Annotated in this window: 21 protein-coding genes; 9 read left to right on the forward strand and 12 right to left on the reverse strand. The window is 60.3% G+C overall.

Going from position 1 to position 25765, the window contains the following annotated elements; translation table 11 throughout:
• Nucleotides 1-80 precede the first annotated feature (80 nt).
• From NOV72_RS05740 to NOV72_RS05750, 3 genes are read right to left on the reverse strand one after another with little or no spacing between them, the layout of a single operon-like run.
• Nucleotides 81-977 (reverse strand): transglutaminase family protein, encoded by an 897-nt coding sequence (locus tag NOV72_RS05740; protein ID WP_106853616.1) that lies wholly within the window; start codon nt 975-977, stop codon nt 81-83.
• Nucleotides 974-3598, reverse strand: coding sequence for a circularly permuted type 2 ATP-grasp protein (locus tag NOV72_RS05745; protein WP_106853617.1), 2625 nt, complete (start codon nt 3596-3598; stop codon nt 974-976). The genes NOV72_RS05740 and NOV72_RS05745 overlap by 4 nt, the downstream gene beginning before the upstream one ends.
• 37 nt (nt 3599-3635) lie before the next feature.
• Complete coding sequence (locus tag NOV72_RS05750) at nt 3636-7097, reverse strand: transglutaminase family protein (RefSeq protein ID WP_106853618.1); 3462 nt, start codon at nt 7095-7097, stop codon at nt 3636-3638.
• Between the two features lie 161 nt (nt 7098-7258).
• On the opposite strand from NOV72_RS05750, the gene NOV72_RS05755 reads away from it, so the two are divergent.
• Nucleotides 7259-8338 carry a zinc-binding metallopeptidase family protein gene (locus NOV72_RS05755; RefSeq protein WP_106853619.1) on the forward strand — a complete coding sequence of 360 codons (1080 nt, stop codon included), beginning with the start codon at nt 7259-7261 and terminating at the stop codon, nt 8336-8338.
• A gap of 10 nt (nt 8339-8348) precedes the next feature.
• On the opposite strand, the gene NOV72_RS05760 is transcribed toward NOV72_RS05755, so the two are convergent.
• Entirely contained in the window at nt 8349-9374 is a 1026-nt protein-coding gene (locus NOV72_RS05760) for an alpha-E domain-containing protein (protein WP_106853620.1), read from the reverse strand.
• A gap of 59 nt (nt 9375-9433) precedes the next feature.
• Nucleotides 9434-10906, reverse strand: coding sequence for a circularly permuted type 2 ATP-grasp protein (locus NOV72_RS05765; protein ID WP_106853621.1), 1473 nt, complete (start codon nt 10904-10906; stop codon nt 9434-9436).
• A gap of 411 nt (nt 10907-11317) precedes the next feature.
• On the opposite strand from NOV72_RS05765, the gene NOV72_RS05770 reads away from it, so the two are divergent.
• The 6 genes from NOV72_RS05770 (at nt 11318) to NOV72_RS05795 (ending at nt 17173) form a co-directional block, all read left to right on the forward strand.
• On the forward strand, nt 11318-12025 hold the full coding sequence (locus tag NOV72_RS05770) for a YceH family protein (RefSeq protein ID WP_106853622.1): 708 nt from the start codon (nt 11318-11320) through the stop codon (nt 12023-12025).
• 3 nt (nt 12026-12028) lie between these two features.
• A complete protein-coding gene (gene mnmC2 / locus NOV72_RS05775; protein WP_106853623.1) occupies nt 12029-12772 on the forward strand; it encodes a tRNA (5-methylaminomethyl-2-thiouridine)(34)-methyltransferase MnmC2 in 744 nt (247 codons plus the stop codon).
• 171 nt (nt 12773-12943) lie between these two features.
• Complete coding sequence (locus NOV72_RS05780) at nt 12944-13159, forward strand: DUF3311 domain-containing protein (RefSeq protein WP_106853624.1); 216 nt, start codon at nt 12944-12946, stop codon at nt 13157-13159.
• The gene (gene mctP / locus NOV72_RS05785; protein WP_106853625.1) at nt 13156-14637 is read left to right on the forward strand and encodes a monocarboxylate uptake permease MctP; all 1482 of its coding nucleotides are present in this window, start codon (nt 13156-13158) and stop codon (nt 14635-14637) included. The genes NOV72_RS05780 and mctP overlap by 4 nt, the downstream gene beginning before the upstream one ends.
• A 104-nt stretch (nt 14638-14741) precedes the next feature.
• Nucleotides 14742-15701, forward strand: coding sequence for an LLM class oxidoreductase (locus tag NOV72_RS05790; RefSeq protein ID WP_106853626.1), 960 nt, complete (start codon nt 14742-14744; stop codon nt 15699-15701).
• A 26-nt stretch (nt 15702-15727) separates the two neighbouring features.
• Nucleotides 15728-17173: an amidase gene (locus NOV72_RS05795; protein ID WP_106853627.1), complete on the forward strand. Its 1446-nt coding sequence runs from the start codon at nt 15728-15730 to the stop codon at nt 17171-17173.
• Nucleotides 17174-17199: 26 nt separating this feature from the next.
• On the opposite strand, the gene NOV72_RS05800 is transcribed toward NOV72_RS05795, so the two are convergent.
• Nucleotides 17200-17565 carry an H-NS histone family protein gene (locus tag NOV72_RS05800; protein WP_106853628.1) on the reverse strand — a complete coding sequence of 122 codons (366 nt, stop codon included), beginning with the start codon at nt 17563-17565 and terminating at the stop codon, nt 17200-17202.
• 292 nt (nt 17566-17857) lie between these two features.
• Complete coding sequence (locus NOV72_RS05805; protein ID WP_245932913.1) at nt 17858-18475, reverse strand: DUF3331 domain-containing protein; 618 nt, start codon at nt 18473-18475, stop codon at nt 17858-17860.
• Nucleotides 18476-18645: 170 nt separating this feature from the next.
• On the opposite strand from NOV72_RS05805, the gene NOV72_RS05810 reads away from it, so the two are divergent.
• Nucleotides 18646-19020, forward strand: a complete 375-nt coding sequence (locus tag NOV72_RS05810; protein WP_245932914.1) for a DUF1488 family protein — start codon at nt 18646-18648, stop codon at nt 19018-19020.
• Here NOV72_RS05810 and NOV72_RS05815 read toward each other — a convergent pair.
• The 4 genes from NOV72_RS05815 to NOV72_RS05830 form a co-directional block, all read right to left on the reverse strand.
• A complete protein-coding gene (locus NOV72_RS05815) occupies nt 19017-20285 on the reverse strand; it encodes a cytochrome c (protein WP_106853630.1) in 1269 nt (422 codons plus the stop codon). The two genes, NOV72_RS05810 and NOV72_RS05815, sit on opposite strands and share 4 nt — an antisense overlap.
• A 10-nt stretch (nt 20286-20295) precedes the next feature.
• Entirely contained in the window at nt 20296-22530 is a 2235-nt protein-coding gene (locus tag NOV72_RS05820) for a xanthine dehydrogenase family protein molybdopterin-binding subunit (protein ID WP_106853631.1), read from the reverse strand.
• Between the two features lies 1 nt (nt 22531).
• On the reverse strand, nt 22532-22987 hold the full coding sequence (locus NOV72_RS05825; RefSeq protein WP_106853632.1) for a (2Fe-2S)-binding protein: 456 nt from the start codon (nt 22985-22987) through the stop codon (nt 22532-22534).
• A 260-nt stretch (nt 22988-23247) separates the two neighbouring features.
• Complete coding sequence (locus NOV72_RS05830; RefSeq protein ID WP_106853633.1) at nt 23248-24126, reverse strand: LysR family transcriptional regulator; 879 nt, start codon at nt 24124-24126, stop codon at nt 23248-23250.
• Nucleotides 24127-24227: 101 nt separating this feature from the next.
• Here NOV72_RS05830 and NOV72_RS05835 point away from each other — a divergent pair, with 101 nt between their 5' ends.
• Entirely contained in the window at nt 24228-25232 is a 1005-nt protein-coding gene (locus NOV72_RS05835) for a zinc-dependent alcohol dehydrogenase family protein (protein WP_106853634.1), read from the forward strand.
• Between the two features lie 4 nt (nt 25233-25236).
• Here the strand turns inward: NOV72_RS05835 and NOV72_RS05840 are convergent, their stop codons facing one another.
• Entirely contained in the window at nt 25237-25764 is a 528-nt protein-coding gene (locus NOV72_RS05840; RefSeq protein WP_106853635.1) for a chromate transporter, read from the reverse strand.
• Nucleotide 25765: the final 1 nt, after the last annotated feature.

Raw genomic sequence — 25765 nt, forward strand, 5'->3', positions numbered from 1 at the left:
CTTGCGCATGGCGGCGAACGCCAGACATTAACTCACGTTGGCATGGCGTGCATTAATCAGTGGCGGCGAGCCGCTCGCCCTCACAGTGCCAGCACATTCACCGCCACATCCACATGATGCGCACCGCCGCCAAGAATCATCCCGCGCAATAGCGACACGTCGCTGTAATCGCGCCCCGTTGCAAGCGTGACATGATCGAGGTCCGCGAGCACATCGTTGGTCGGATCGAGATCGATCCATCCGCTTTGCGGACAATGCACCGACACCCACGCATGCGATGCATCCGCGCCGATCAACCGCGCATGCCCCGGCGGCGGATCGTTGCGCAAATAGCCGCTCACATAGCGCGCCGGCAGCCCGAGCGAACGCAGACAACCGATCATCACCTGCGAGAAGTCCTGGCATACGCCCTGACGCAATTCGAATGCGCGCAATGCCGGCGTATCGAACGCGGTGGCCGAGGGCTTGTAGTCGAAATCCTCGTGTATGCGATGCATCAGATCGATGGCGCCCGCGACGAGCGGCGTGCCCTCATCGAAACTCGCCTGCGCGTAGGCGCGCAATGCGTGATCGAGCGCGATATTGGGCGACGCATAACAAAACTCGCTCTCCGGAAAAAACGATTCGCCCGCGCGATAGCGCATCCGTTGCGCGACGGTTTCCCACGGCGGCGTGGCTTCTGCATCGAGCGCATTCCAGCGCGGCGTGAGCCGCACCGTGGTTTCGCTGGTCATCGAAAGACGTTCGTGCGGTGCGTCGAGCGAGAAATACAGCACGTCATTGCCGAATGCATCGACACGGCTATGCACATACGACGGCACGGGTTCGATGCGTTCCGTATGCGATATCACCTGCTGCCACGGACAATGCAACGGTCGAATGGTAGCGAGATGCTGCGCGATTTCGACGGGCGTCGAATAGCGATAGGTCGTGCGATGCGTCACCGCGAGCACGGTATCGTTCACACCGAGATTCATGACGACACCTGCGCGGAAAGGGTATTCGCGTGACTGAAGTAGCGCGCGCTCACTTCATTCGATGCCGCGAACACCGATGTCACGAGTCTTTCGCATAGCGCGATCAACGCATCATGCCGGCCGTTCTCGTGCGTATCGCACAGCGCGGCGAGATCCGGCAATGCATCGTCGTGAACGAGCAGGTCCGCGAAACGCGTCGCTTGTGCGCGGCGCGCGCCGCCCGCAGCGGCCGCGATCTCATCGAGCTTCGTGCGCAGACGCGCATACACGCCATAGAGTCCGCGCGGATTGGTTTGATCGACGACGATCAGGTCGATCAGCGCGGGCACTTCGAGCCTGCCTGGATAGAGCGAACGATAGGTGAGCGTGCTGTCGAAGAGTTGCAGAAGCAGATCGAAGCCCGCGGGCGATGCGAGCGTGCCGCGCTCGGCGACCACGCGCAGAATCGTCGCCATCGTCGAGACGCGTTCGATATGCCGCCCGATGAAGAGGAGCCGCCATGCTTCGTCGCGCGTCATGCGATCGCCCTGCGCGCCGCTGATTGCGGACAGTTGCGTCGCAAGTTGTTCGAGCGCGCTAGCAAGCATCAGGCGATCATAGTCGCGACCGATGCGCGCGGTGCTTTCGTCATCCGTATCGGTGAACACGAGGCGTGCGAGCGCATCGCGAAAGTCGTTGCGCGACGCGAGAATCGCGCGCCAGTGGTCCGTGGAAAGCCGGTCGCGTATCTCGCCGCATACACGCGCCTGATCCGCGAGATTGCTGCCGATGCCCGTCGCCCTGCCCGATTCCGGCAGGCCCGCAACGAGCACGCGCTCGAAGGCCTGTGGCGTGCTGCGCGCAAGCGTATCGGCCGATGGAATCAGTCCGCATTCCGATGCGAGTTCCGTGAGCGTCGGAAAGAGTTCTTCGGCGACGCTGCCGTCGAGCATTCCGAGCAAGAGACGGCACAAGCGCACATTGTTTTCCGCGCGCTCGCCATAGCGGCCCGCCCAAAAGAGATTCTCGGCAGCGCGGCTCGACACGATGCGATGCTTGCGCAAATCTCCCGGCTTCATCGGCGTGGGATGCAACGAAACCGCGCCGCCCGGCTGGCTCGACATCACCCAGGTATCGACACTGCTGCCGCCGAATTGCATGGATACCGTCGCGCGCTTGCCGGCCGCGAGCCGAGTGAAGCCGCCGGGCATCACGCTCCAGCTTCCGTCGATGTTCGCGATCGCGTAAGCGCGCAACACGCAAGGACGCGAACCGAGCGCGCCATCGTGAAAGCGTGGCGCGGTGGAAAATGGCAGATTCTGCTGTATCGTGAAAATATCCGGCGCACGTTCGATGCGTTCCTTCCACGCCGCGATGTCCTGCACGCCCGCATCGATTCCCGGCGCCTGGTCGGACTGCGAACCCGGCCATGTCGGCGCAATGAGCGCGCTTTCCACGTGCTCGAAGACTTCGCGGCGCGCGGCTTCCTCGCCGCACCACCATGTCGGCACGGTCGGCAATTCGAGTCCTTCGCCCAGCAACGCTTGTGCGATGCCCGGCAAAAATGCATTGAGCGCGGGTGATTCCGTGAAGCCCGCGCCCGGCATGTTCGACACCATCACGTTGCCCGCGCGCATCACCTGCAACAGGCCGGGCACGCCGATTGTCGAGTCGGCGCGCAATTCGACGGGATCGCAGAAGGCATCGTCGAGCCGCCGCACGACCGCGTGCACGCGCGACAAGCCGGCGAGCGTCTTGAGATAGAGCTTGTCGTGACGAACCGTGAGGTCCTTGCCTTCGACGAGCGTGACGCCGAGATAGCGCGCGAGAAACACATGCTCGAAATAAGTCTCGCTGAAAGGCCCCGGACTCAGCAATGCGATATGCGGCGCTTCGTTCGATGCATCGCTGCGGCCGTCTTCGTCATCGCGCATCGTCGCGCGCGCGGCCTGCGCGATGGTCGAAATGAGTTGCGAATAAGTCGCCGCGAGACGGCTCACGCGCATCGCACGAAACGGATCGGCGAACAGGCTCGCGACGATCAATCGATTTTCCAGCGCATAGCCGAGTCCCGAAGGCACTTCCGTCCGATGCGCGATGACCGTCCACGCACCCGATGGCGCACGCGCGAGATCCACCGCGACGATCTGCAGAAAGCGGCCAAGCGGCGGCACGAAGCCCTTCACCGCGCGCAGATAGCCGGGATGTCCGAACACGAGCGCACTCGGCAAGAGCCCGCGTTGCAGCAGTGCCTGCGGGCCATAGACATCGGCGACGATCGCTTCCATCAGCCGTGCGCGTTGCGCGACGCCGCGTTCGATCACCGCCCACTCTTGCTCGTCGATGATGAGCGGCAAGAGATCGAGCGACCACGCGCGCGGCTTGCCGTTATCGGCATAAACGTTGTACGTGATGTCGTTGTCGCGCACTTGCTGCGCAACGGCGCCGACACCGTCGTCGAGCCGCGCGATGCCCTGCTCGCCGAGCAACTCGAAGAAGTGTCGCCACGGCTCGCGCAACTGACCCGCGGCATCGCGCAATTCGTCCCAATGCCCTTCGCGCGCGGGCAGCGTACGCAGCAGCGCGAGCGCATCGATACGTGCCGCGGCGATATCGAAGGGCAAGGTCGATTGATAAGCCAATGTCGTCTCTGTTCTTTATTCGAATGATGATTGCACTTCAACGATAACGCAGGTCGAGCGTGAACGGAAATTCGAGGCTGCGTTTGCGGGCTTCGACATGCATGGCGCCGGGCGTATGGCCCGTTGCGAAGAAACGTGAGCGCCGGCGGCTCTCCGCCTCATATGCGTTGACGGGGAAGGTCTGATAGTTGCGTCCGCCCGGATGCGCGACGTGATACTGGCAGCCGCCGATCGCGCGTCCCGTCCATGTATCGACGATATCGAAAGTGAGCGGCGCATGCGCGTCGATCGTCGGATGCAGCGAGGCCGCTTGCGACCATGCGCGAAAGCGCACGCCCGCGACATATTCGCTGACGCGTCCCGTAGGTTGCAACGGCAAGGTCTCGCCGTTCACGGTCACGACATGCCGATTGCCATTCAGACCGAGCACGCGCACTTCGAGACGTTCGACGGACGAATCCACGAAACGCACCGTGCCGCCGATCGCGCCCTCTTCGCCCATCACATGCCACGGTTCGAGCGCATTGCGGATTGTGAGCGCGATGCCGTTCGTATCGTATGAACCAGCGAGCGGGAAGCGGAACTCGAAGTGCGGTGCGAACCAGCTCTGCTCGAATGCAAAGCCCGCTTCGCGCAGATCGGCGATCACATCGTCGAAGTCCATTTGCACGAAAGTGCCGAGCATGAAGCGGTCATGCAGTTCGGTGCCCCAGCGCGTGAGGCGCGCGGTATAAGGCGTGTTCCAGAAGCGCGCGACGAGCGCACGCAACAGCAGTTGCTGCACGAGACTCATGCGTGCGTGCGGGGGCATCTCGAAGCCGCGCAATTCCAGCAAGCCGAGCCGGCCAGTCGGACCATCGGGCGAATACAGCTTGTCGATGCAGAACTCCGCGCGATGCGTATTGCCCGTCACATCGATCAGAATGTTGCGCAATATGCGGTCGATGAGCCACGGCGGCACGGTCGCACTGTCGCGGCCGCCGAGCAGGTCGAGTTGACGCTGCAATTCGGCGAACGCGATTTCCAGTTCATACACCTGATCGTTGCGCGCTTCGTCGACGCGAGGCGCCTGACTCGTCGGACCGATGAACAGGCCGGAGAACAGCGTCGACAAGGAAGGATGGTTGTGCCAATAGCGGATCAGGCTCGCGGGCAGATCGGGACGGCGCAGGAAAGGACTGTCGGCGGGCGTCGCGCCGCCGAGCACGAAGTGATTGCCGCCGCCGGTGCCGGTATGACGACCGTCGAGCATGAACTTCTCCGGGCTCAGATAGGACTCGTGCGCCGCGTTGTAGAGAAACTCCGTGTGCTCGACGAGATCGTTCCAGTTCGCCGCAGGATGAATATTCACTTCGATCACGCCAGGATCGGGCGTCACCTGCAACATCTTGAGGCGCGCATCGCGCGGCGGCGGATAACCTTCGACGATGACCGGAATCCTCAGATCGGCGGCGGTCGCTTCGACGGCGGTCAGAAGATCGAGATAGTCATCCAGCGAGGTGAGCGGGGGCATGAAGACATGCATGAGCTTGTTGCCGTTGCCGAGTTTCTCCAAGGCATCGGCTTCCGCTTTGGGACCGGCCGCACGCGACGGATCGCGCGCTTCCACGCACAGCGCAATGCGCGCGATCCAGCCCGCCGACTCCCCTCGTTGCGGCTTGCGATCGCGTGCGTCACCCGATGCGCCCGGTTCACCCGGTTCGCCGGATGCTCCGGTGCGCCCCGTCACGCGCGCATCGGCATTTTGCATGCGTGATTCATTGTCCAAATCCGCATATTGCATGCGTAATTCAGTCGCCGTGCGCAACGGCGTCGACGGCGCGAACGGGTCGTGTGCGTGCTGCCACGGATAGTCGGCTTCCGACACCCACGGCAGGGAGTCGAGCGGCACGCGGTATCCCATCGGCGAATCGCCCGGAACCAGGTACATGCGCTCGTCGCGGAAGAACCACGGGCCGCTCACCCAGCGGCTCGGCTGCGCCTCTTTGCCATCTTCACGCGCGATGGGCAATGCGTAACCGGTGACGGACGGCAAACCCGCATCGAACACGCGGCGCAGGCGGGCGCGTTCCAGTTCGTCGCCGAGGCGCGAATCGAACGGATCGACATTCACCGGCAAGCGGCGCTCGCGCCACAGGTAGTACCACGTATCCTCGTATCCCGGTTGAATGTATTTTGCATCCAAGGAGAGCTTGCCTGCGAGATGTCGAATGAAGCGCGCGGCGTCATCCGACGTGTACGACGCCGGTTGCCGTTCATCCGCGAAGAGCGCCGGATCGTGCCAGCACGGTTCGTCGTCCGCGCGCCAGAACAGCGACAGCGCCCAGCGCGGCAACTGCTCGCCCGGATACCACTTGCCCTGTCCGATGTGCAGGAAGCCACGCGCACCGTACTGCGCGCGCAGCTTGTCCATCAGCGAAACAGCGTAGGCGCGCTTCGTCGGTCCGAGCGCGTCGGTGTTCCATTCCGGCTCGTCGCGGTCGCGCACGGCAACATAAGTCGGCTCGCCGCCCATCGTGAGGCGCACGTCCGATGCATTCAATTGCGCATCGACGTGCCCGCCCATGCGCAGCACCGCGTTCCAGTCGTCGTCGCTATACGGCTTCGTGACGCGCGGCGTTTCGAGTACGCGCTCGATCGACATCGCGTGATCGAATTCGACTTCGCATTCGTCCACTGCGCCGGAGACCGGCGCCGCGCTGTCCGGCTCCGGCGTGCATGCGACGGGAATATGTCCTTCACCCGCGAGCAAGCCGGAGGTCGGATCGAAACCGATCCAGCCCGCGCCCGGCAGAAACACTTCGCACCATGCATGCAGATCGGTGAAATCCACCTCTGTTCCGCTCGGGCCATCGAGCGATTTCGTATCGGGTGCGAGTTGCAGCAGATAACCCGACACGAAGCGCGCGGCGAGGCCGAGATGGCGCAGCGTTTCGACGAGCAGCCAGCCCGAATCGCGGCACGAGCCGGCCGCGCTTTCGAGCGTTTCCTCGGGCGTCTGCACACCCGGCTCCATGCGGATCAGATAACGAATCTCATGCGAAAGCCGTTGATTCAGCTCGACGAGAAAATCGATTGTGACGCGCGGCGAGAGATCGATACTTTCGACGAATGCGGAAAAGCGCGGCGTCGGCTCGCGCTTGACCATGTAGGGCGCGAGATCGTGCAGCAGCTCGGGCGCATACGCGAAAGGAAACTTTTCCGCGGCCGGTTCGAGAAAGAAATCGAACGGGTTATACACGGCCATTTCGGCGACGAGATCGACCGTCACCTTGAATTCGCGCGTTTTCTCGGGGAAAACGAGGCGCGCCTGATAGTTCGCGAACGCGTCCTGCTGCCAGTTGATGAAGTGATCCTCGGGCTCGACGCGCATCGAATACGACACGATCGGCGTACGGCAATGCGGCGCGGGCCGCAAACGAACGACCTGCGGCGAAAGTCCGACGAGCCGGTCATAACGATAGTGCGTGACATGATTCAATGCGACACGAATGGACACACCGGACTCCTTTGTTCGATTGACGCCCTGCACGCAAGGCGCGCTGCAACGCAATTTCTGTTTGTCATGGAAAAACGGCCTTTTCGCGGCATGATGTTTGCGACGACTTTGCCGACAACGCGCACGGCACTTCGCGCGATAACACTTCCACCGACCACACGATGAAGACCTTTCACTGCAATCGTTGCAATCAACTCGTGTTCTTCGAAAACACGTATTGCGAAAACTGCGGCGCGCAGCTCGGCTACGTGCCCGAGATCAATCAGATCAGCGCCTTCGAGCAAACCGATGACGGCCGCTGGCGCAGCCTGCATCCCCTCGCCAATGATCTTCTCTACCGGCCGTGCCATAACTACGCGGTCGAAAACGTCTGCAACTGGGTCGTCCCCGCGCCCGCCGTCGATACGCCCGATATGTCCGATGCGCTCTGCTGTTCGTGCGAGCTGACGAGCACCATTCCCAACCTCTCGAATCCGGAGAATCGCCTCTACTGGTATCGCATCGAAGCCGCGAAGCGCCGCCTGCTGTACACCTTCGCGGAACTGGGCCTGCCCGTTAAGTCGCGTCAGGAAGATCCGGAGCGCGGCCTCGAATTTCAGTTCCTCGAAGGCGATGCGCAAGGCCACGGCGTGATGACGGGTCATAACAACGGCATCATCACGCTGAACATCGCCGAAGCCGACGATGCGCATCGCGAGAAGATACGCTCTTCGCTTCACGAGCCGTATCGCACGTTGCTCGGTCACTTCCGTCATGAATCCGGGCACTATTTCTTCGATCGCCTGATTGCCGACACCGCGCGCATCGCGCCGTTTCGCACCGCATTCGGCGACGAACAAGCCGACTACGCCGCCGCGCTCGATCGCCACTACAAGGAAGGCCCGCCCGTTCGATGGGAGGACAACTTCATCAGCGCCTATGCCACGATGCATCCGTGGGAAGACTGGGCGGAAACGTGGGCGCATTACCTGCATATCGTCGATACGCTCGACACCGCCGTATCGTGCGGCCTCGTGCTCGTGCCCGATAGCCCGCACGAGCCCACGCTCACCGACCAGACGCCGGTCGAGGAAACGACCTTCGATAACCTGATGAAACGCTGGTTTCCGCTCACTTATGTCCTGAACAGTTTGAATCGCAGCCTCGGCATGCCGGACGGATATCCGTTCACGCTTGCGCCGGCCGTCATCGACAAGCTGCGCTTCGTGCATCGCGTCGTCGCGGCGGCGGCCAAGCGCTGATGACATGCGCTCAGCCGTTGCCTTGCGACTGCGTTTGAGTCTGCGTTTGCGTTTGTGACTGCGATTGCGTCTGTGTTTGCGCGGGCGGCTCCGGCGCAATCGGCAACAGGAACTCGCGGCTCACGCGGCCCGCGAGATCATTCACGCGTGCGAGAAAGTCCACGAGATAGGCATGCAATCCGCCTCTGAGAATGTCGCGGATGCGCCCGTTCTTCAGTTCCGCGCTCAGTTGCGCGGCGAGTCGCGTCGCTTCCGTATCGCGCCCTTTCGTCACCTGGCCGATCAGTTGTTCGACTTCGGCGATGCTTGCCGCAAGCGAACGCGGCCAGTCGCCATAAAGGATCAGAAGGCCCGCGACGCGTTCCGGCGTAATGACATCGCGATAAACCCGGCGATACACCTCGAAGCCAGACACCGAACCGAGCACAGCCACCCAATGGTGATAATCGAACGGTTGTGCGGAAGTATCGGCGCGCTGTTCCATCATTTCGAATTTGACGTCAAGAATGCGCGCCGTATTGTCCGCTCGTTCGATGAAAGTCCCGAGACGCATGAAATAAAACGCGTCGTCCTTGACGAGCGTGCCGAGCTGAACGCCACGCGAAAGATGCGAGCGGAATTTCACCCATTCGAAGAACGTATAGGGCTCGCGCTCCAGAATGCTGTCGGCGAGCATGCGCTGACAGTCGAGCCACGTCGTGTTGAGCGATTCCCATAACTCGCTATTCGTCGAACTGCGCACGGCTCGCGCATTCTCGCGCGCGGCCCGCAAACAACTGACGATCGATGAGGGATTCGACAGATCACGCGCCATGAAGTCGATCACGTCGCGGCTTTCCATGCCGTGGTGCGCGGCTGAGTAGATGCCGCTCAATTCCGATATCGACAACATTGCGCGCCAGCCGAGTTCCGCGTATTCGTCGGACTGAGGCAAGAGCGAAAGCTGATAGTTCGCATCGAGCATCCGGGCAGTGTTTTCAGCGCGCTCGGTATAGCGCGCCATCCAGAAGAGATGATCCGCGGTACGGCTCAGCATGGGTATTCCCGGTTGATTGTCGTTGTCTTTAGTCGCAGTGCTTTCTTCAGGACGTTTCCTCAGCGTTCGAGTACCCACGTATCCTTCGTGCCGCCGCCTTGCGATGAATTCACGACGAGCGAGCCTTCCCGCAACGCGACTCGCGTCAGGCCGCCCGGAACCATCCGCACTTCAGTGCCCGACAACACGAAGGGACGCAAGTCGATATGACGCGGTGCGATGCCCGCCTCGACATACGTCGGACATGTGGAAAGCGCGAGCGTCGGCTGCGCAATGTACTTCTCAGGATGAGCTTCGAGTACCGCCCGAAACTCCGCGATTTGCGCCGCCGTCGACGCAGGGCCGACCAGCATTCCATAACCGCCCGCGCCATGCGTTTCCTTGACGACGAGTTCAGGCAAATGATCGAGCACGTATGCGAGATCGTCGGGCTTGCGGCACATCCATGTCGGGACGTTGTTCAGAATCGGCTCTTCGCCGAGATAGAAGCGCACCATATCCGGTACGTAGGGATAGATCGATTTATCGTCTGCGATACCGGTGCCCACCGCATTGCACAACGACACATTGCCCGCGCGATACGCGCTGATCAGTCCCGGCACGCCGAGCGCGGAGTCCGGGCGAAACACGAGCGGATCGAGGAAATCATCGTCGACGCGGCGATAGATCACATCGACACGCTGCGGTCCCTGTGTCGTGCGCATATAAACACAGTCGTTCTCGACGAAAAGATCCTGCCCTTCGACGAGCTCGACGCCCATCTGCTGCGCGAGAAACGCGTGTTCGAAATAGGCCGAGTTATACATGCCCGGCGTCATGACGACGATGGTCGGATTCTCGGCGCCGGCCGGCGCGGCCGCACGCAAGGTATCGAGCAGCAAGTCCGGATAATGCGCGACGGGCGCAACGCGATTGCGCGCGAAGAGATCGGGGAAAAGCCGCATCATCATCTTGCGGTTTTCCAGCATGTACGACACGCCCGACGGAACGCGCAGGTTATCCTCGAGCACATAGAACTCGCCTTGCCCGGCTCGCACGATATCGATACCGGCGATATGCGCATAGATATCGCGCGCGACATCGACGCCACGCATCTCCGGACGATATTGCGAGTTTCCGACTATCTGCGCCTCGGGAATGATGCCCGCGCGAATGATGTCCTGCTCGTGGTAAATGTCGTGGATGAAGCGGTTGAGCGCATTCACGCGCTGTCGCAAGCCGCGCTCCAGTGCGCGCCATTCGTCTGCGGGAAAGATGCGCGGAATGACATCGAAAGGAATCGTGCGCTCCGGAATGATGCCCGGCAGATCGCTCGTTCCATAGACCGCGAAGGTAATGCCCACACGTCTGAAGTTGAGATCCGCTTCCGCGCGCTTGATATCGATCTGCTGCTCGCTTTGCGCAGAGAGCCAGGCCATGAAGTCACGGTAGTGCGTGCGTGGATTGGCCACGCCGCGAAACGCCACCGCCGTCACGCCGCGCGCCTCCAGATCGCTGCGCTCGAACATCTCGTTGAAGAATGCTTGCGTCATAGCCGGTCTTCCAAATGAAGTGCATGCCGGGGTGGCGGTTCCCGTCGCTCGTATTACTGGTTGCACTCGCGAAACGCTTGAAGAGCCCGAAAGACGCGGCGTATCCGAGTTCTGGATACGCCGATAGGCGACCTTGTAGCGCGATGCTCTTTTTGTCCTGCATCGATTGCGCGGGCAGCCCAGTGCCAAATGAGAAAAAGCAACTTCAATGCCAATGATATGAGCGCTTCACCTCCTCAAATAGAGCACGTCTAAATCGCGATTTGTTAATTATTTGCACCAAAACAGCGCACTTACAACATGCGTTGCACAGTCGAAGGTTGAATTTCATGCTGCATGACGGTGCGCAACATACGGCAACCTCGCGTGGCGCCGGTATCATAGGCGTCTCATTGCACGTCAATCACCCCTATGAACACGTCTTCCGAAGCCGCACCCCGTCCCACTCTGCGCGAACTGACGCCGCTCGAAGCGCGCGTGCTTGGCGTGCTTGTCGAGAAACAGCATACCGTGCCGGACACTTATCCTCTTTCGTTGAATTCCCTAACCTCGGGGTGCAATCAGAAGACCGCGCGCTCGCCCGTCATGAACGTGAGCGAGGACGAAGTGCTGACAACCATCGATGGCCTGAAGCGTTTGAGCCTCGTCTTTGAAGGTAGCAGCAGCCGGGTGCCGCGCTTCGAACATAACGTGAACCGCGTGCTGGGCGTGCCGAGCCAGTCGGTTGCGCTTCTTGCAACCTTGTTTCTGCGTGGGCCGCAGACGGCAGCGGAATTGCGCGCAAATAGCGCGAGGCTGCATTCGTTTGCGGACATATCATCGGTCGAAAGCTTTCTCGACGAACTCGCCGCAAACGATCCGCCACGCGTCGTCAAACTGTCACGCACGCCCGGAGAGCGCGAGAGCCGCTGGATGCATTTGCTATGCGGCGAAGTGAGTGTCAGCGACATGCCCCTGCGCGAGACGCAAGGCGCAGAGTCCTACTCGCTTTCCGAATTCGAAGCACTGAAGTCCGAGCAAAAGCGCCTTACGCATGAAGTCGCGCAATTGCGCGCCATGGTCCAGCAAATGGCGAGCGAATTGGGTATCACGCTGGATTCGCCATCGTCCGATGCCTGAACGATGGATGCGCCGCTGATTCGCGCGCCGCTCGTGTTTCGCGACGACGGAACACCGTATTCACCTCGTCACGACGACATCTATCACAGCGCGGCGGGCGCACTGGCGCAGGCGCGCCACGTCTTTCTCGATGGCAACGGCTTGCCCGCGCGTTGGCGCGAAAAGCCGCGCTTCACCGTGCTGGAAACCGGCTTCGGCATGGGCGTCAATTTCCTTGCGACATGGGCGGCATGGCGTGACGATCCGCAACGCCCGCCGCTGTTGGAATTCATGTCGATAGAGAAGCATCCATTTAGTGCGCACGATTTGCGCGCCGCGCATGCGGCGATCATCGACGACGCCGCTATTACGCCACTCGCCGCCGCGCTCATTTCCGCATGGCCACCGCTCGTTGCCGGCGTGCATCGGCTTTCATTCGGCGCTGGTGAAATCATGTTGACGCTCGCTTTCGGCGACGCAGGCGATCTCTTGCCGCGCCTCGCCGATCACGGACTCGCAGCGGACGCCATTTATCTCGACGGCTTTGCGCCAGCCAGAAACCCGGACATGTGGACAGCCGGCATATTCGCGTCGCTGGCACGCATCGCAAAAGGCGATGCGACTTTCGCAACCTATACCAGCGCGGGCCATGTGAAACGCGTGCTCGTCGATAACGGATTCGACTATCGCAAGGTCCGCGGCTTCGGCGGCAAGCGCGCGATGCTCGTTGGCAGGCGAGCGCAATCTCGATTGGTCATCGAATCGTAAGTGTCGCGAATGCTTTCGTGAAAGCAAGATAACTTTTGCGTCGCCCTGCCTCTCGGGCAACAAAACCAAATACGTTGGATAATGCGCAGCCGTTAGCGGCGCGGCTTTTGCTCGCATCAGCGAAATGCATGTCGAGGCTGCGCGCCGACACGTTCTTGTCAGCGCTGATTCATGAGGAGAGAAGCTTTGGAATCCAACAACGATGCGCCCGGCAACCCATGGCTCTGGGTCGCGCTATTGATACCCTACGTCGCCCTGTTGTGGTTGCCGTTTTATAACGATACACGTCCTTCGATCGCGGGATTCCCGTTCTTCTACTGGTATCAGTTCTTGTGGGTGCCGCTCACGTCGCTCCTGCTTTATGTCGTGTACAGGGGCCTGAAATGAACGATCTCACGCCGGTCGATCCGGTTGCGATGACAATCTTCATCGCGTTCTTTGTGCTCGTGACCGTAGTCGGTTTCTTTGCCGCGCGATGGAAACGTGGCGATCTCACGCAGCTTCACGAATGGGGGCTGGGTGGCCGCCAGTTCGGCGTGTTGATTTCATGGTTTCTCGTCGGCGGCGATTTCTATACCGCCTATACCGTGATTGCCGTTCCGGCTCTCGTCTATTCGGTTGGCGCGTATGGCTTCTTCGCATTGCCTTACACGATCATCGTCTATCCGTTCGTATTCGCGGTGATGCCAAAGTTATGGAAGATCGCGCATGCAAAGAATCACATAACCGGCGCCGACTACGTGCAGGGTGAATACGGCGGGAAGTGGTTCCCGGCGGCGGTGGCGATCACGGGTATCGTTGCGACGATGCCCTATATCGCGCTGCAACTGGTCGGCATGCAAGTGGTCATCAAAGGCCTCGGCGTGGCGGGCGAACTGCCGCTCATCGTCGCGTTCGTGATACTCGCGCTCTATACCTACACGAGCGGCCTGCGCGCGCCTGCAATGATTGCCTTCGTGAAGGACATCATGATCTATATCGTCGTGATCGCGGCAATATGGCTCATTCCTGCGAAACTCGGCGGTTATGCGCACGTGTTCGATTCGGCCGATCAATACTTCAAGGCGAAGGGCGGTCCGACGGGCATCATTCTCAAGCCGGGTCAATTCACGGCATATGCATCGCTTGCGTTAGGCTCGGCGCTTGCCGCGTTCATGTATCCGCATACGATGACCGCAGTACTGTCGTCGTCGTCCGCGACGACGGTACGCAAGAACGCCATCTTTCTGCCCGCCTATACGCTACTGCTCGGTCTCATTGCGCTGCTCGGCTATATGGCGATCGCGGCGGGCGTGCATGTGAAATCGGCATCGGATGTCGTACCGGCCTTGTTCGGCACACTGTTTCCGTCGTGGTTCGTGGGCTTTGCGGCCGCGGCGATTGCGATCAGTGCGCTCGTGCCGGCCGCGATCATGTCGATCGGCGCGGCGAATCTCTTCACGCGCAACTTGTGGCGTCCGCTCGTTTCGCCGGACATGTCGTCTTCGGCCGAAGCATCGACTGCAAAACTCGTGTCGCTGGTCGTAAAGTTCGGTGCGTTGCTGTTCATCGTGTTCCTGCCGACGCAGTATGCAATCGACCTCCAGTTGCTCGGCGGCGTTTGGATCCTGCAGATATTTCCGGCCATTGTGTTCACGCTTTTCACGCGCCGGCTCACGACGCCCGGCCTTTTTCTCGGCTGGCTGTTCGGCATCGTATTGGGCACGGGCCTCGCGATCTCGCAAGGACTGAAGCCGGTGTATGTCGTGCATCTCGGTGACGCGTCCTGGCCGATCTATATCGGCCTGATTGCACTCGTGGTGAATATCGTCGTGACATATGTCGTTTCGCTCGTCACGAGACGCAGCGTGGTGGCCGCTGCCTGAAGGCGAAAGCTCGACAATGCCCGGCGTTTCGCTTACGCCGGGCATTGTTTGCAAAGGCAGTGATACCATCGGCGTCAAGACCTTTCCTTGACGCAATGCGTGTTATGACCGCAAGTGAAAACACTCCGGCATTGTCTTCCATCGCGAAAGCAGTGTTTGCGCACGACAAGCTGTCCATCGGCATTACATTGCCGATCACGCGCGAAAATCAAAGCGCTGTCGACTTTACCGAGCAGATAGCACTCGCGCGACTCGCCGATCAACTCGGCTTTCGCGCCGTCTGGGTTCGCGACGTGCCGCTCAATAGCATCGACTATCCTGACCCGGTCGGACATCTCGACCCATGGGTTCTGCTCGGCGCGCTTGCATCGAATACCCAAAACATTGCGTTGATCAGCGGTGCGATCGTGCTGACGCTCAGACATCCGCTTCATGTCGCGAAGGGTGCGATCTCCGTCGATGCGCTCTCGCGAGGACGCTTCATTCTCGGCGTCGGTTCGGGAGATCGGCCACCGGAATATGCAGCTTTCGGCCGCGATCCTGATGGGCGGCGAGATTTGTACCGACAGCATTGGGCCACGCTCGCAGAAGCCGTCAACGTGCCGTCTCGCGTGATTCCCGACCGGGCACCCGAAGGCGCTCCGGAGTTCTATCTCTTACCTCGTCAGAACGCTTCCATTCCGATGCTCGCCGTGGGTTCCGGCGGACAGAGCGTCGACTGGATCGCGCGTCATTCGCTTGGCTGGATGACTTACCATCGCGAACCGCAAGCGCAGCGCGGTCGATATAGCATGTGGCGCGCGGCGGTCGATCGCGCGGCTGCCGGGGCCTTTCGTGCGTTCGGGGTCGCGATGCGGCTCGATCTCAGCGACAATGCCGACGAGCCCGCAACCGATGTCCCGCTCGGCTACCGCACGGGGCATCGCGCGCTCGTGGCGCTCTTGCATGATATGCGCGAGAGCGGTACACATCACGTGACGCTCAACATCACGTCGGAACGAAGGCCCGCGCGCGATATCATTGAAGAAGTCGCCGCGCATGTGCTTCCCGCGTTTCATCGTTGAATCCGTTTTTTGTTTGCGACAATACCATGCCCGCACCCGACGATATCGTTTCGCTCGACGCCATCGCTCTCTCCCGAGCGATTCACACGCGCGACGTCTCCTGCGTTGAAGTTATGAACGCATATCTTGCGCAAATCGATCGCCTCAATCCGGCGGTCAATGCAATCGTAGCGATGGAAAATCGCGATGCGCTGCACGCACTCGCCACCGAACGCGATGCGCAGTTATGCAAAGGCGAGAGCCTCGGACCTTTGCACGGCTTTCCGCAGGCGCCCAAAGATATCTTGCCCGTTGCCGGCATGGTCACGACAAAAGGCTCGCCGATATTTGCAGGCGAAATCACTCGCGTCGATGCAATCGTATTCGAACGCATGCGCAAAGCGGGCGCTATATTCATCGGCCGCACTAATTCGCCGGAATTCGGCCTGGGTGGACACACTTATAACCCTGTGTACGGCACCACGCGCAACGCGTTCGAGCCATCGCGTTCCGCCGGCGGCAGCAGCGGCGGCGCGGCTGTCTCGGTCGCGCTGCGTATGCTGCCGTTCGCGGATGGGTCCGACATGATGGGATCCTTGCGTACGCCCGCCGCATTCAATAACGTCTTCGGCTTTCGCACGACGCCGGGATGCGTACCCTATGCGCCCAGTGACGATGTGTTCTTTCAGCAGTTCAGCGTAGCGGGTCCGATCGCGCGAAACATTCCTGATCTCGGTTTGCTATTGTCGGTTCAGTCGGGCTTCGATGCGCGCGCTCCTCTGTCCCGCAGAAGCGACAAGCCCGCCGATTTCGCCAATGCGCTCGAACGCGACATGCGCGGCACACGCATCGGCTGGCTGGGCGATCTGAATGGACATCTTCCGATGGAAACAGGTCTGATGGACACATATGCAGCGGCATTGCGTCACTTCGAAACGGCGGGTTGCACAATCGAGGCGGCCAGTATCGACTTCGATCTCGATCGTCTATGGAACGCATGGATTGATCTGCGCAGTCTCACGTTCTCGGGTACCAACGCGCCGCTATATCGTGATAGCGTCAAGCGCAAGCTGCTCAAACCTGAAGCGGTATGGGAAATAGAACGAGGTCTGAAGTTATCGGGAGAAGATGTTTCGCGTGCGGTTCGCGACCGCGCGGCGTGGTATCAGGCGATCAACGCGTTGTTCGATCGCTTCGACTATCTGTTGATGCCATCGGCGCAGGTCTTTCCTTTCGATGCGGAACTCGACTGGCCAAAAGCTATCGCTGGCCGGGAGATGGATACTTACCATCGCTGGATGGAAGCCGTCGTTCCAGCAACAATGGCTTCGCTGCCCGCGTTGAGCGCACCGGCCGGATTTGGCCCCGGCGGTTTGCCCGCAGGACTGCAGATCATCGGCCCGACACAGCGCGATTTGGGCGTGTTGCAGCTTGGACTTGCCTACGATCGGGCAAGTGGATTGTCCCACGCGCGTAGTCCCTTGCTTGGCTAATGCAAGCAGCTTGACGCACATAACCTTTAGGCAGTGCTACGCCCACTCTTGCGCGAAGCTCTCTTCGTTGCGCCGTTCTTGCGGGATACGGCATCGATCAGATACACGCTGCGGTCTGGCGCATCCTTGATCCATGCCGGCGGGCGCGCATGACCGCTCCAGGTCGCGCCCGACAGCGGATCACGGTACTTCGGTGGAAGCTTGGGCCTCACTGCGCCATTCTTTGAACCCGCCCCTGCGCCTGCTTTGGCGAGATCCGCCGTGGTCAAACCATATTCATCCATCATTGCGCGTATTTTGGCGATCACCTCGACCGACTCTTTTCCTCGCAATACATCCGCGCGGCGCTGCAATTTCCGAATCTGATCTTCCAGTTGCGCCAATGTAGCCATGTCCCCTCCCGGATCGTCCTGTCGTGGGTCACGAGGCGTTCGTCCAAAGAGTAGTTCGACGCCCGTTTTCCGCCACAAGCAAATCTTATATTGTTAGTGGGATGTCAGCACGCTTGCGAAAAGATCGCTTTCGAGTACATCTATTTGCACGGCACATACGTATGCGCGTTCATATGCATGCTTGCAAGCTATGCAAGCTGGTCGATTTCTCTATCGCACGCTCATAAGACGATTAGTGAAATCGCGCAGGCTGTATAGCGCGGTGTGCTTGCGTCATGTGCAGATGATTCGATCACTCGGAAACGACGCTCGACTCTTGTTCCGCCGGTGTCAATGCAAGCGCCAGAATCATCGCGCCGCTATTGAGCGGTACCGAGCTGCCGACACGCCTCGGCCTGTAGACCGGTTGTCCTCGCCTGATCGCCTGCCCGCTCAATGCGCATGTGCCGCGCTTGCGGGCGGTGCAAAGCGCCCAGACTTGCTCCGAATAGTTGAACGATGTGGGATCGTGCCATGAGAGCGCCAGCGTCGATTCGCTCAGGCGCTCCAGCACGCGAATATTGACGCAATGCTCTTCATTGACTCCCATACACGCACTCTTGCCCGGCGCACTGCGCACGAGGGATCGTGTCATCAACGCCAGATTTTCCTTTGCTTCCGACGGGCGGCTCGGACGGTTGTCGAGCAATGCCAGGGTACGGCTCCAGGGATCCATCAATGATGGATGCTTCATGTTCCGCTCCTGCTGGCGACAACGCCCGCCGAGAAAGAAGTCGGGGACGTTGCCGGTGGAGTTCCGGGAAATGCGCCGCGCGACCCGCTCCCTGAGCCAGTCTGTCGCGCCGCTTCGGATGATCGTTCCTAGAGTAGTACACCTGAGCATGCTTTTCTTTTCATTTTTCTTGGACATAGTTCAAGATGCGCGCCAGATTTGACATTTTCGAGTCGCGCGCAGTGTAGCGCCGGGGAGGTGCAACCCGAACTGCTCGCGTGGCATTCAAGGCGCTTTGGCACGAACAAACGTTCTATTTAATCTTCTGATGATAATGCCAAATTTCTGCGCCGCATCCTCGCCGACGCTTGCTTCTGGCCGTTTGCGCACGTTTCCCCCCGATTGAAGGATGCGCGAACTCACGGATTTCTGACACAATAAAAACCAGCGAATCGCATTTCTCCTGTCGAAAGATGACAAGCAAGCTCTCGATCCATGCCACCATCTCGGCGGACCGCGCGTCCGTCAGCTTTGTCGCGTTTTCTCGCGAGCAGGCAATTCAATGCAACATCACGCGCAAGGCGCTGGAGCAGTGCTTCTGGGCGCCGGCCGGTGCGAGCGACGAGCGCCTGCTCAAAGCGCTGAGCGACGGCTATGAACGGATCAGCGCTCGCGTGCATCGGAAGTTTCTCGCGCATCCATCCAGTTCGGTTCATCTGGATGTCATCGATTTTTCTTCTTAGCGCGCGGCTTGTGTTGCCTTGCGCATCTTCGCCACATCTTCGGGCCGTACCGCCGGCGTATTGTTGTTCCAAGCGCCGCGAACGAACGTCAGCACATCGGCGATTTGCTGATCGTTCAGCACGGGCGCATAACGAGGCATCGGATAAGGTGCGGGTACGCCGTGTAGCACGATATCCTCGGTGCCGTTCAGCGTCACGTTGATGAGAGACGACGGATCCTTTTCCAGCACGTTCGGGTTACCCGCAAGCGGTGCGAGCATCGGCGCAAAACCGTGACCATCCACGCCGTGGCAGTGCATGCAATAAGCGGTATAGACGCGCGCGCCCGAGTCCGACGCGGCCGGGCGTGTCAATGACACTCTGGTCGCTTTCGGATCATATGAATAGGGCGCGCCGCCATTGCCGCCCGACGCAGGCAATGACTTCAGATAGCGCGCCATCGCGCCGATATCGGCGTCGCTCAACTCCTGTGTGCTGTTATTGATCACGCTCGTCATCGATCCGAATGCCGATGCATGGGCATTCGCGCCCGTCTTTAGAAAAGTCGCGACGTCCTGTTCGGACCAGCGTCCGAGTCCCGTGTTGTGTTCGCCAGTCAGATTGGAGGCGAACCAGTTGTCGAGCACGCCGCCCGTCAGATATGCGCTGCTGCTTTCATCCAGTCCTTTTTCCTGAAACGCGATGCCGCGCGGCGTATGACACGATCCGCAATGCCCGAGACCCTGAATCAGATAGGCGCCGCGATTCCAGGCGACATCCTGGCCGGCCTTGCTGCGATAAATCCCTTTGTCGAGAAACACCGCATTCCATAGCTTCAACGGCCAGCGCATAGTCAGCGGCCATTTGAAACCCGGCTCCCGATTGACCTGCCTGACAGGCGTAACGCCGTGCATGAAATACGCGTATAGCGCATGCATGTCCTCGTCGTTGATCTTTGCATAAGATGGATAAGGCATTGCCGGATAAAGATTGTGGCCGTCTTTCGCCACGCCTTCGCGCAATGCGCGCGCGAAATCTTCTTCCGTATAGCGGCCAATGCCCGTGTCCGGATCAGGCGTGATATTGGTCGTGTAGATCGCGCCCATCGGCGTCATCATCGGCAAGCCGCCCGCAAGTGGCTTGCCGCGCGGTGCCGAATGACACGCGACGCAATCGCCCGCCTTGGCAAGATACGCGCCGCGCGCGACGAGGGCATCATCGGCTGCATGAGCCGTGGACATGAAAGCGAACAGCACCGCAAAGAGAGGCTTGAATGCATTGTTCATCACGGCCTCCTCAAGCGCTACGCAGTTGATTGCCTACGGGTAACTGTCTTATCCGCTTGCCGGTCGCGGCATGAATCGCATTGGTGATAGCCGGCGCAAGCGCCGCCGTGCCCGGTTCGCCGATTCCGCCAGGCGCTTCCGTGCTCTTTACGATATGCACTTCGACCGGCGGCGTTTCGTGAATGCGCAAGATTCGATAGTCGGTGAAATTGCTTTGTTCGACGCGCCCGTCCTTGATCGTGATCTCGCTATAAAGCGCGGCCGTGATGCCGAATATGATGCCGCCCTGCACTTGCGCCTCGACTGTATTCGGATTCACGACCATGCCGCAATCGACCGCACACACGATACGGTTCACCGTCACCGCGCCATCCTTGTCGACCGCGACATCCGCGACGATCGAGAAGAAGCTGCCGAACGCATGCATGACCGAGACACCGCGTCCCTGTCCTTGCGGCACCGATTGCTTTCCCCAGCCTGCCGCCTGCGTCGCGACGTCGAGCACGTTACGCGCGCGCGGCGACTTGCCGAGTAGAGCGCGCCTGTACTCGACAGGATCGGCTTTCGCCTGAACCGCGAGCTCGTCGATGAAGCTTTCGACGACAAAGGTGCCGCGCGTCGGTCCCACGCCGCGCCAGAACGCGGTGGGCACGTCATGCGGTTCGAGCCGCACATAATCGACGAGCTGGTTGGGCAGATCATAGGGAAGATCGGATGCCACTTCGACCGCGTCGGGATCGACACCGTTCTTGACCGCGGGCGGCGCAAAGCGCGCGAGCACCGACGACCCGACGATGCGGTGCGTCCATGCAACCGGCTTTCCGTTCGCATCGAGCCCGGCGGACAACTTGTCGTAATAGCACGGTCGATACATGTCGTGCTGAATGTCTTCCTCACGTGACCATGTCACTTTGACGGGTACGCCGAGCGCCTTGCCGATCTTGAGCGCTTGCGTGGCCATGTCGAATTCGAGCCGCCGGCCGAAGCCGCCGCCAAGCAGATGGTTATGCACGAAGATCTTATCGGCAGGCAAGCCGGTCGCTTTCATTCCTGCATCGCGAACACGCGTGGGCACTTGCGTGCCGAGCCAGATATCGCAGCCATCGGGACGCACATGTACGGTGCAATTGATCGGCTCCATCGTCGCATGCGCGAGAAAAGGCTGAACATAGACTGCATCGACACGCGTTTTCGCCTTGGAAAACGCGTCGTTCACGTCGCCGTCCTTGCGCGCAATTGCGCCCGCGCCTTGCGATGCATTCGCCATGTCATCGACGATCTGCTTTGTCGAAACGCCCGCGCTCGGGCCTTCATTCCATTGAATCTGCAATGCGGCAGCGCCACGCTTGGCGGCCCATGTATGATCGCCAATCACCGCGACGCCATTGTCGAACTTCACGACCTGCCGCACGCCGGGAATTTTCTTCGCGTTGCTATCGTCGACGGATGCGAGCGTGCCGCCGAATACAGGGCAATTTACGATCGCCGCGTACACCATGTCGGGCAAGCGAACATCGAGGCCGAACATCGCGGTGCCGTCGACTTTCTCCGGCGAATCGAGACGTTTGACCGGCGTGCCGATTATCTTGAAGTTATTCGGATCTTTTAGTTTGATGTCTTGCGGCACGGGCAATTTCGCAGCCGCTTCGGCGAGATCGGCATAGCTTGCGCTGCGATCGCCCGATGCATGCATCACCTTGCCGCCCTGCGCCGTACAAGACGAAGGATCGCACTGCCATTGCTGCGCCGCCGCCGCGACAAGCATCATGCGCGCGGCCGCTCCCGCTTTACGTAACGGCTCCCATGCATAGCGCACTGAAGTCGAGCCGCCCGTCAACTGGCCGCCCAATAGCGGGTCCGTGAAGAGCTTTTCGTTGGGGGGCGCATGATCGATCGTGACGCTGTCGAGCGGCACGTCGAGTTCCTCGGCGATCAACATGGGAAGCGCCGTATAGACGCCCTGACCCATTTCGACCTTCGGCATGATGAGCACGATCTTGCCGCTCTTGTCGATCTGCACAAAGGCATTCGGCGCGAATACGCCGTCTTGCGGAGACTCGACGCCATCGCCGCCAATCACCGACTTTCCGGTGCGCTGATCCTGGCTCGCGGCCGGCAAGCTGAATCCGATCAGCAATCCGCCGCTTGCGGCAACACCTGCCGTCAAGCCGAACTTCAGAAACCCACGACGCGATAACCCCGCGCGACCTATATGACGTCCCGCTTCGATCAATCCCTGCGACATGTCATGCCTCCTTCGCGGCCTGCTTGATGGCAGCGCGGATGCGATGATAGGTGCCGCAGCGGCAGATATTCCCCGCCATTGCGGCGTCGATATCGGAATCGTTGGGATCGGGAACTGTCGTGAGCAATGCAGTCGCGGACATGATTTGTCCGGACTGACAATAACCGCATTGCACGACATCGAGCCGACGCCATGCTTCTTGCACTTTCCTGCCGGCAGGCGTTGCGCCGATAGCTTCGATCGTCGTCACCTTGCGATCGCCGACGGCCGCGATCGGCAACACGCATGAACGGACAGCGACGCCGTCGAGATGAACGGTGCACGCCCCGCATTGCGCGATACCGCAACCGAATTTGGTTCCTGTCAGTCCCACGATGTCGCGCAATACCCATAAAAGCGGCATGTCGGGTGGCGCATCGATCGTATGATCCTGGCCGTTGATGGAAAGCTTGGTCATGAGCGGCTCCGGCTTATAAGGTGTCGGCGGATATCGCATATGGCCGACTGCGTGGGGCGGCAGTCGGATTTCAGGCAACGGGATTGTAGCGCCGCTCAAAAAATCAGGCTTGGATGGTGGCGCGTTTATGCTTGATTTTGCGCTTGTGCTTCTCATTGGTGCGCATCGTTTCGAATTTCCTGATTGCCTGATTGTCCGATATCAGTCCGACGGGCCAACAATTCGCAGGTTCGAAAAAAACAAGACAGTTAGTTGCATCGCTAATCAATTGGCTTTCCCCCGAGTACTGCCATCGTTTCGTTGAGCAAGTGACGCAGTCGCGCGACGCGCTTGAGATCACGGTGATAACCCAGCCACACGTCCCTGCCGGGCGGCGCTTCCCCGAGATCGAAGCGCATGAGGCGCGCATCGGCATCGCCTAAAGGGCATGGCAAAACCGCGAAGCCCGTGCCTTGAGCGCACATATGCGCTTGCGCGTCGCGGTTATTGCTGCCGAACACGATCTTCCCGTTTGGCAACAAGCGCTTCAGCCATAACACGTCCGGCAATTGACCGAATGCGCTATCCATGCTGATCAGCGTCTGCCCTTTTCCATCGCCGACTTTCGGCGATTCCAGATCAACGCGACCATACAGCGCGTAATCGATATGCATGAGCCTGCGTTGTATGACATCCGGTTCGTCGAATGGCGTGATGCGAAACACGAGATCGGCCTCGCGTCGCGCAAGGCTATAACGCCGGGCATCGGTGATAAGTTCGATCGATACCTCGGGATGTTTCGCGAGAAAGCGCGCGAATATCGGCGTGAGTACGTGCACGCCGAACCAGTCCGACGACGACACCCGCAGCAAACCCGTGAGCTTCGCATCCTGACCCGCGAGCGCGCGCGTGAAGCCAAGCGCCTCTTCTTCCATGCGTTCGGCGAACGACAGCACCACTGCGCCCTCGTCGGTCAATACGAAACCGTCGCTCGTACGCTGGAAAAGCACGTGACCGAGCGATTCTTCAAGCGCGCGCAGTCGCCGTCCCATCGTCGGCTGCGTTTGACCGATCATTCTTGCGGCAGCGCCCAGCGTGCCGCTTCGCGCGATCGCGAGAAAGATGCGCACGTCACTCCACTCGAGATTCGGTCCATTCATTTTCGTTTGATCGCCGTGCAGTTATGTCGATTTACATGCGCGTATGCATGGCGGAGTATGAGCGCATTGCAATCAACCTTCAAACTTTACGGAAACCGACAATGTCCACCATGCAAGCACTCGTTCTCGATCGTCACAACGGCCCGCTCGAACTTGTCGAGATCGATCGTCCCGAGCCGGGACCGGGGCAAGTACTCGTGCGCATTGCCGCGAGCGGGCTCAATCCACTCGATACGAAGATTCGCGCGGGCGCCGCGGCGCATGCGAAACATCCGCTTCCGCTCGTGCTCGGCATCGATATGGCCGGTGTCGTCGCAGCAGTCGGTGCGGGCGTCGATGCATTCAAGCCGGGCGATGCGGTCTATGGCATGACCGGCGGTGTCGGCGGCATTCAGGGCTCGCTCGCGCAATACGCTTGCGTCGACGCCGCGCTTCTCGCGCATAAGCCCGCGAATCTTTCCATGCGTCAAGCGGCGGCGCTGCCGCTCGCTTTCATCACGTCTTATGCGGGTATCGTCGATCGCGCGCATTTGCAGGCTGGACAGACCGTGCTCGTGCAAGGCGGCGCCGGTGGCGTGGGGCACGTGTCCGTGCAACTTGCGCGCGCACTCGGCGGGCAAGTATTTGCAACCGCAAGCGAGCGCGATCACGCCTTCATTCATAGCCTCGATGCGACGCCGATCGATTACCGCAAGACGAGCGTCGAGCAATACGTCGCTACGCATACGAATGGCGCAGGCTTCGATCTTGTCGTCGATACGGTCGGCGGAGCATCACTCGATGCATCGTTTGCAGCGGTGAAGCATTTCGGCCATGTCGTCAGCGCGTTGGGATGGGGCACGCATGCACTCGCGCCGCTGTCGTTTCGTGAGGCGAGTTATTCGGGCGTGTTCACGCTGCATCCGCTATTGACAGGAGAGCATCGCGCGCATCATGGAGAGATGTCGTACGAGGCGAAGCAGCTCGCCGAAGCGGGCAAGCTATCGCCCCGCGTCGATGCAAGACGCTTCGATCTGAATAGTGCGGAGCGTGCTTATGAAGCGCTCTTGGATGGCACGGCGCGCGGCAAGATCGTCGTCGATGTCGATGCAACGCTCGCCGGATAGGCAATCAACCGAATACGCCCGCCAGTCCAAGGAGCGCGCTGGCCGCGACGAGATAGATCGGATTGAGCTTGCTTCGATAAGCGACCGCCGCGCATACGACCGTGCAAAGCGCGCGTGACACGTTCACATCCGTTTCACGCGCAAACACATAAGCGGCTGATACGAGCAGGCCCACGGTCACGGGTGCGAGGCCTTTGCGAATTGCGGTCACGATGCGCGAGTCTTGCCGGCGCTCGACCCATGCGCTCACGAAGTAAGCCATCAACGAAGAAGGCAAGATCTTCGCGACCGTCGAAACGAGCGCGCCGGCAAGCCCCGCCGCCTGAAAGCCGATCAACGCGACCGCCATGCCATTCGGACCCGGCGCGGCCTGCGTGATCGAGAAGAACGTGACGAACTGCTCGCCCGTGACCCAATGCCGCGTATCGACTGCATAGCGCTGGATATCGGCGAGCGTCGCATTCATGCCGCCCACGGCGAGCAACGACCAGATCGAGCCATGCACGAAAAGATCGGCGAGTGTGCGCCACATC

Origin of the sequence: Caballeronia novacaledonica (assembly GCF_900258035.1) — a bacterium.
Lineage (GTDB): Bacteria > Pseudomonadota > Gammaproteobacteria > Burkholderiales > Burkholderiaceae > Caballeronia > Caballeronia novacaledonica.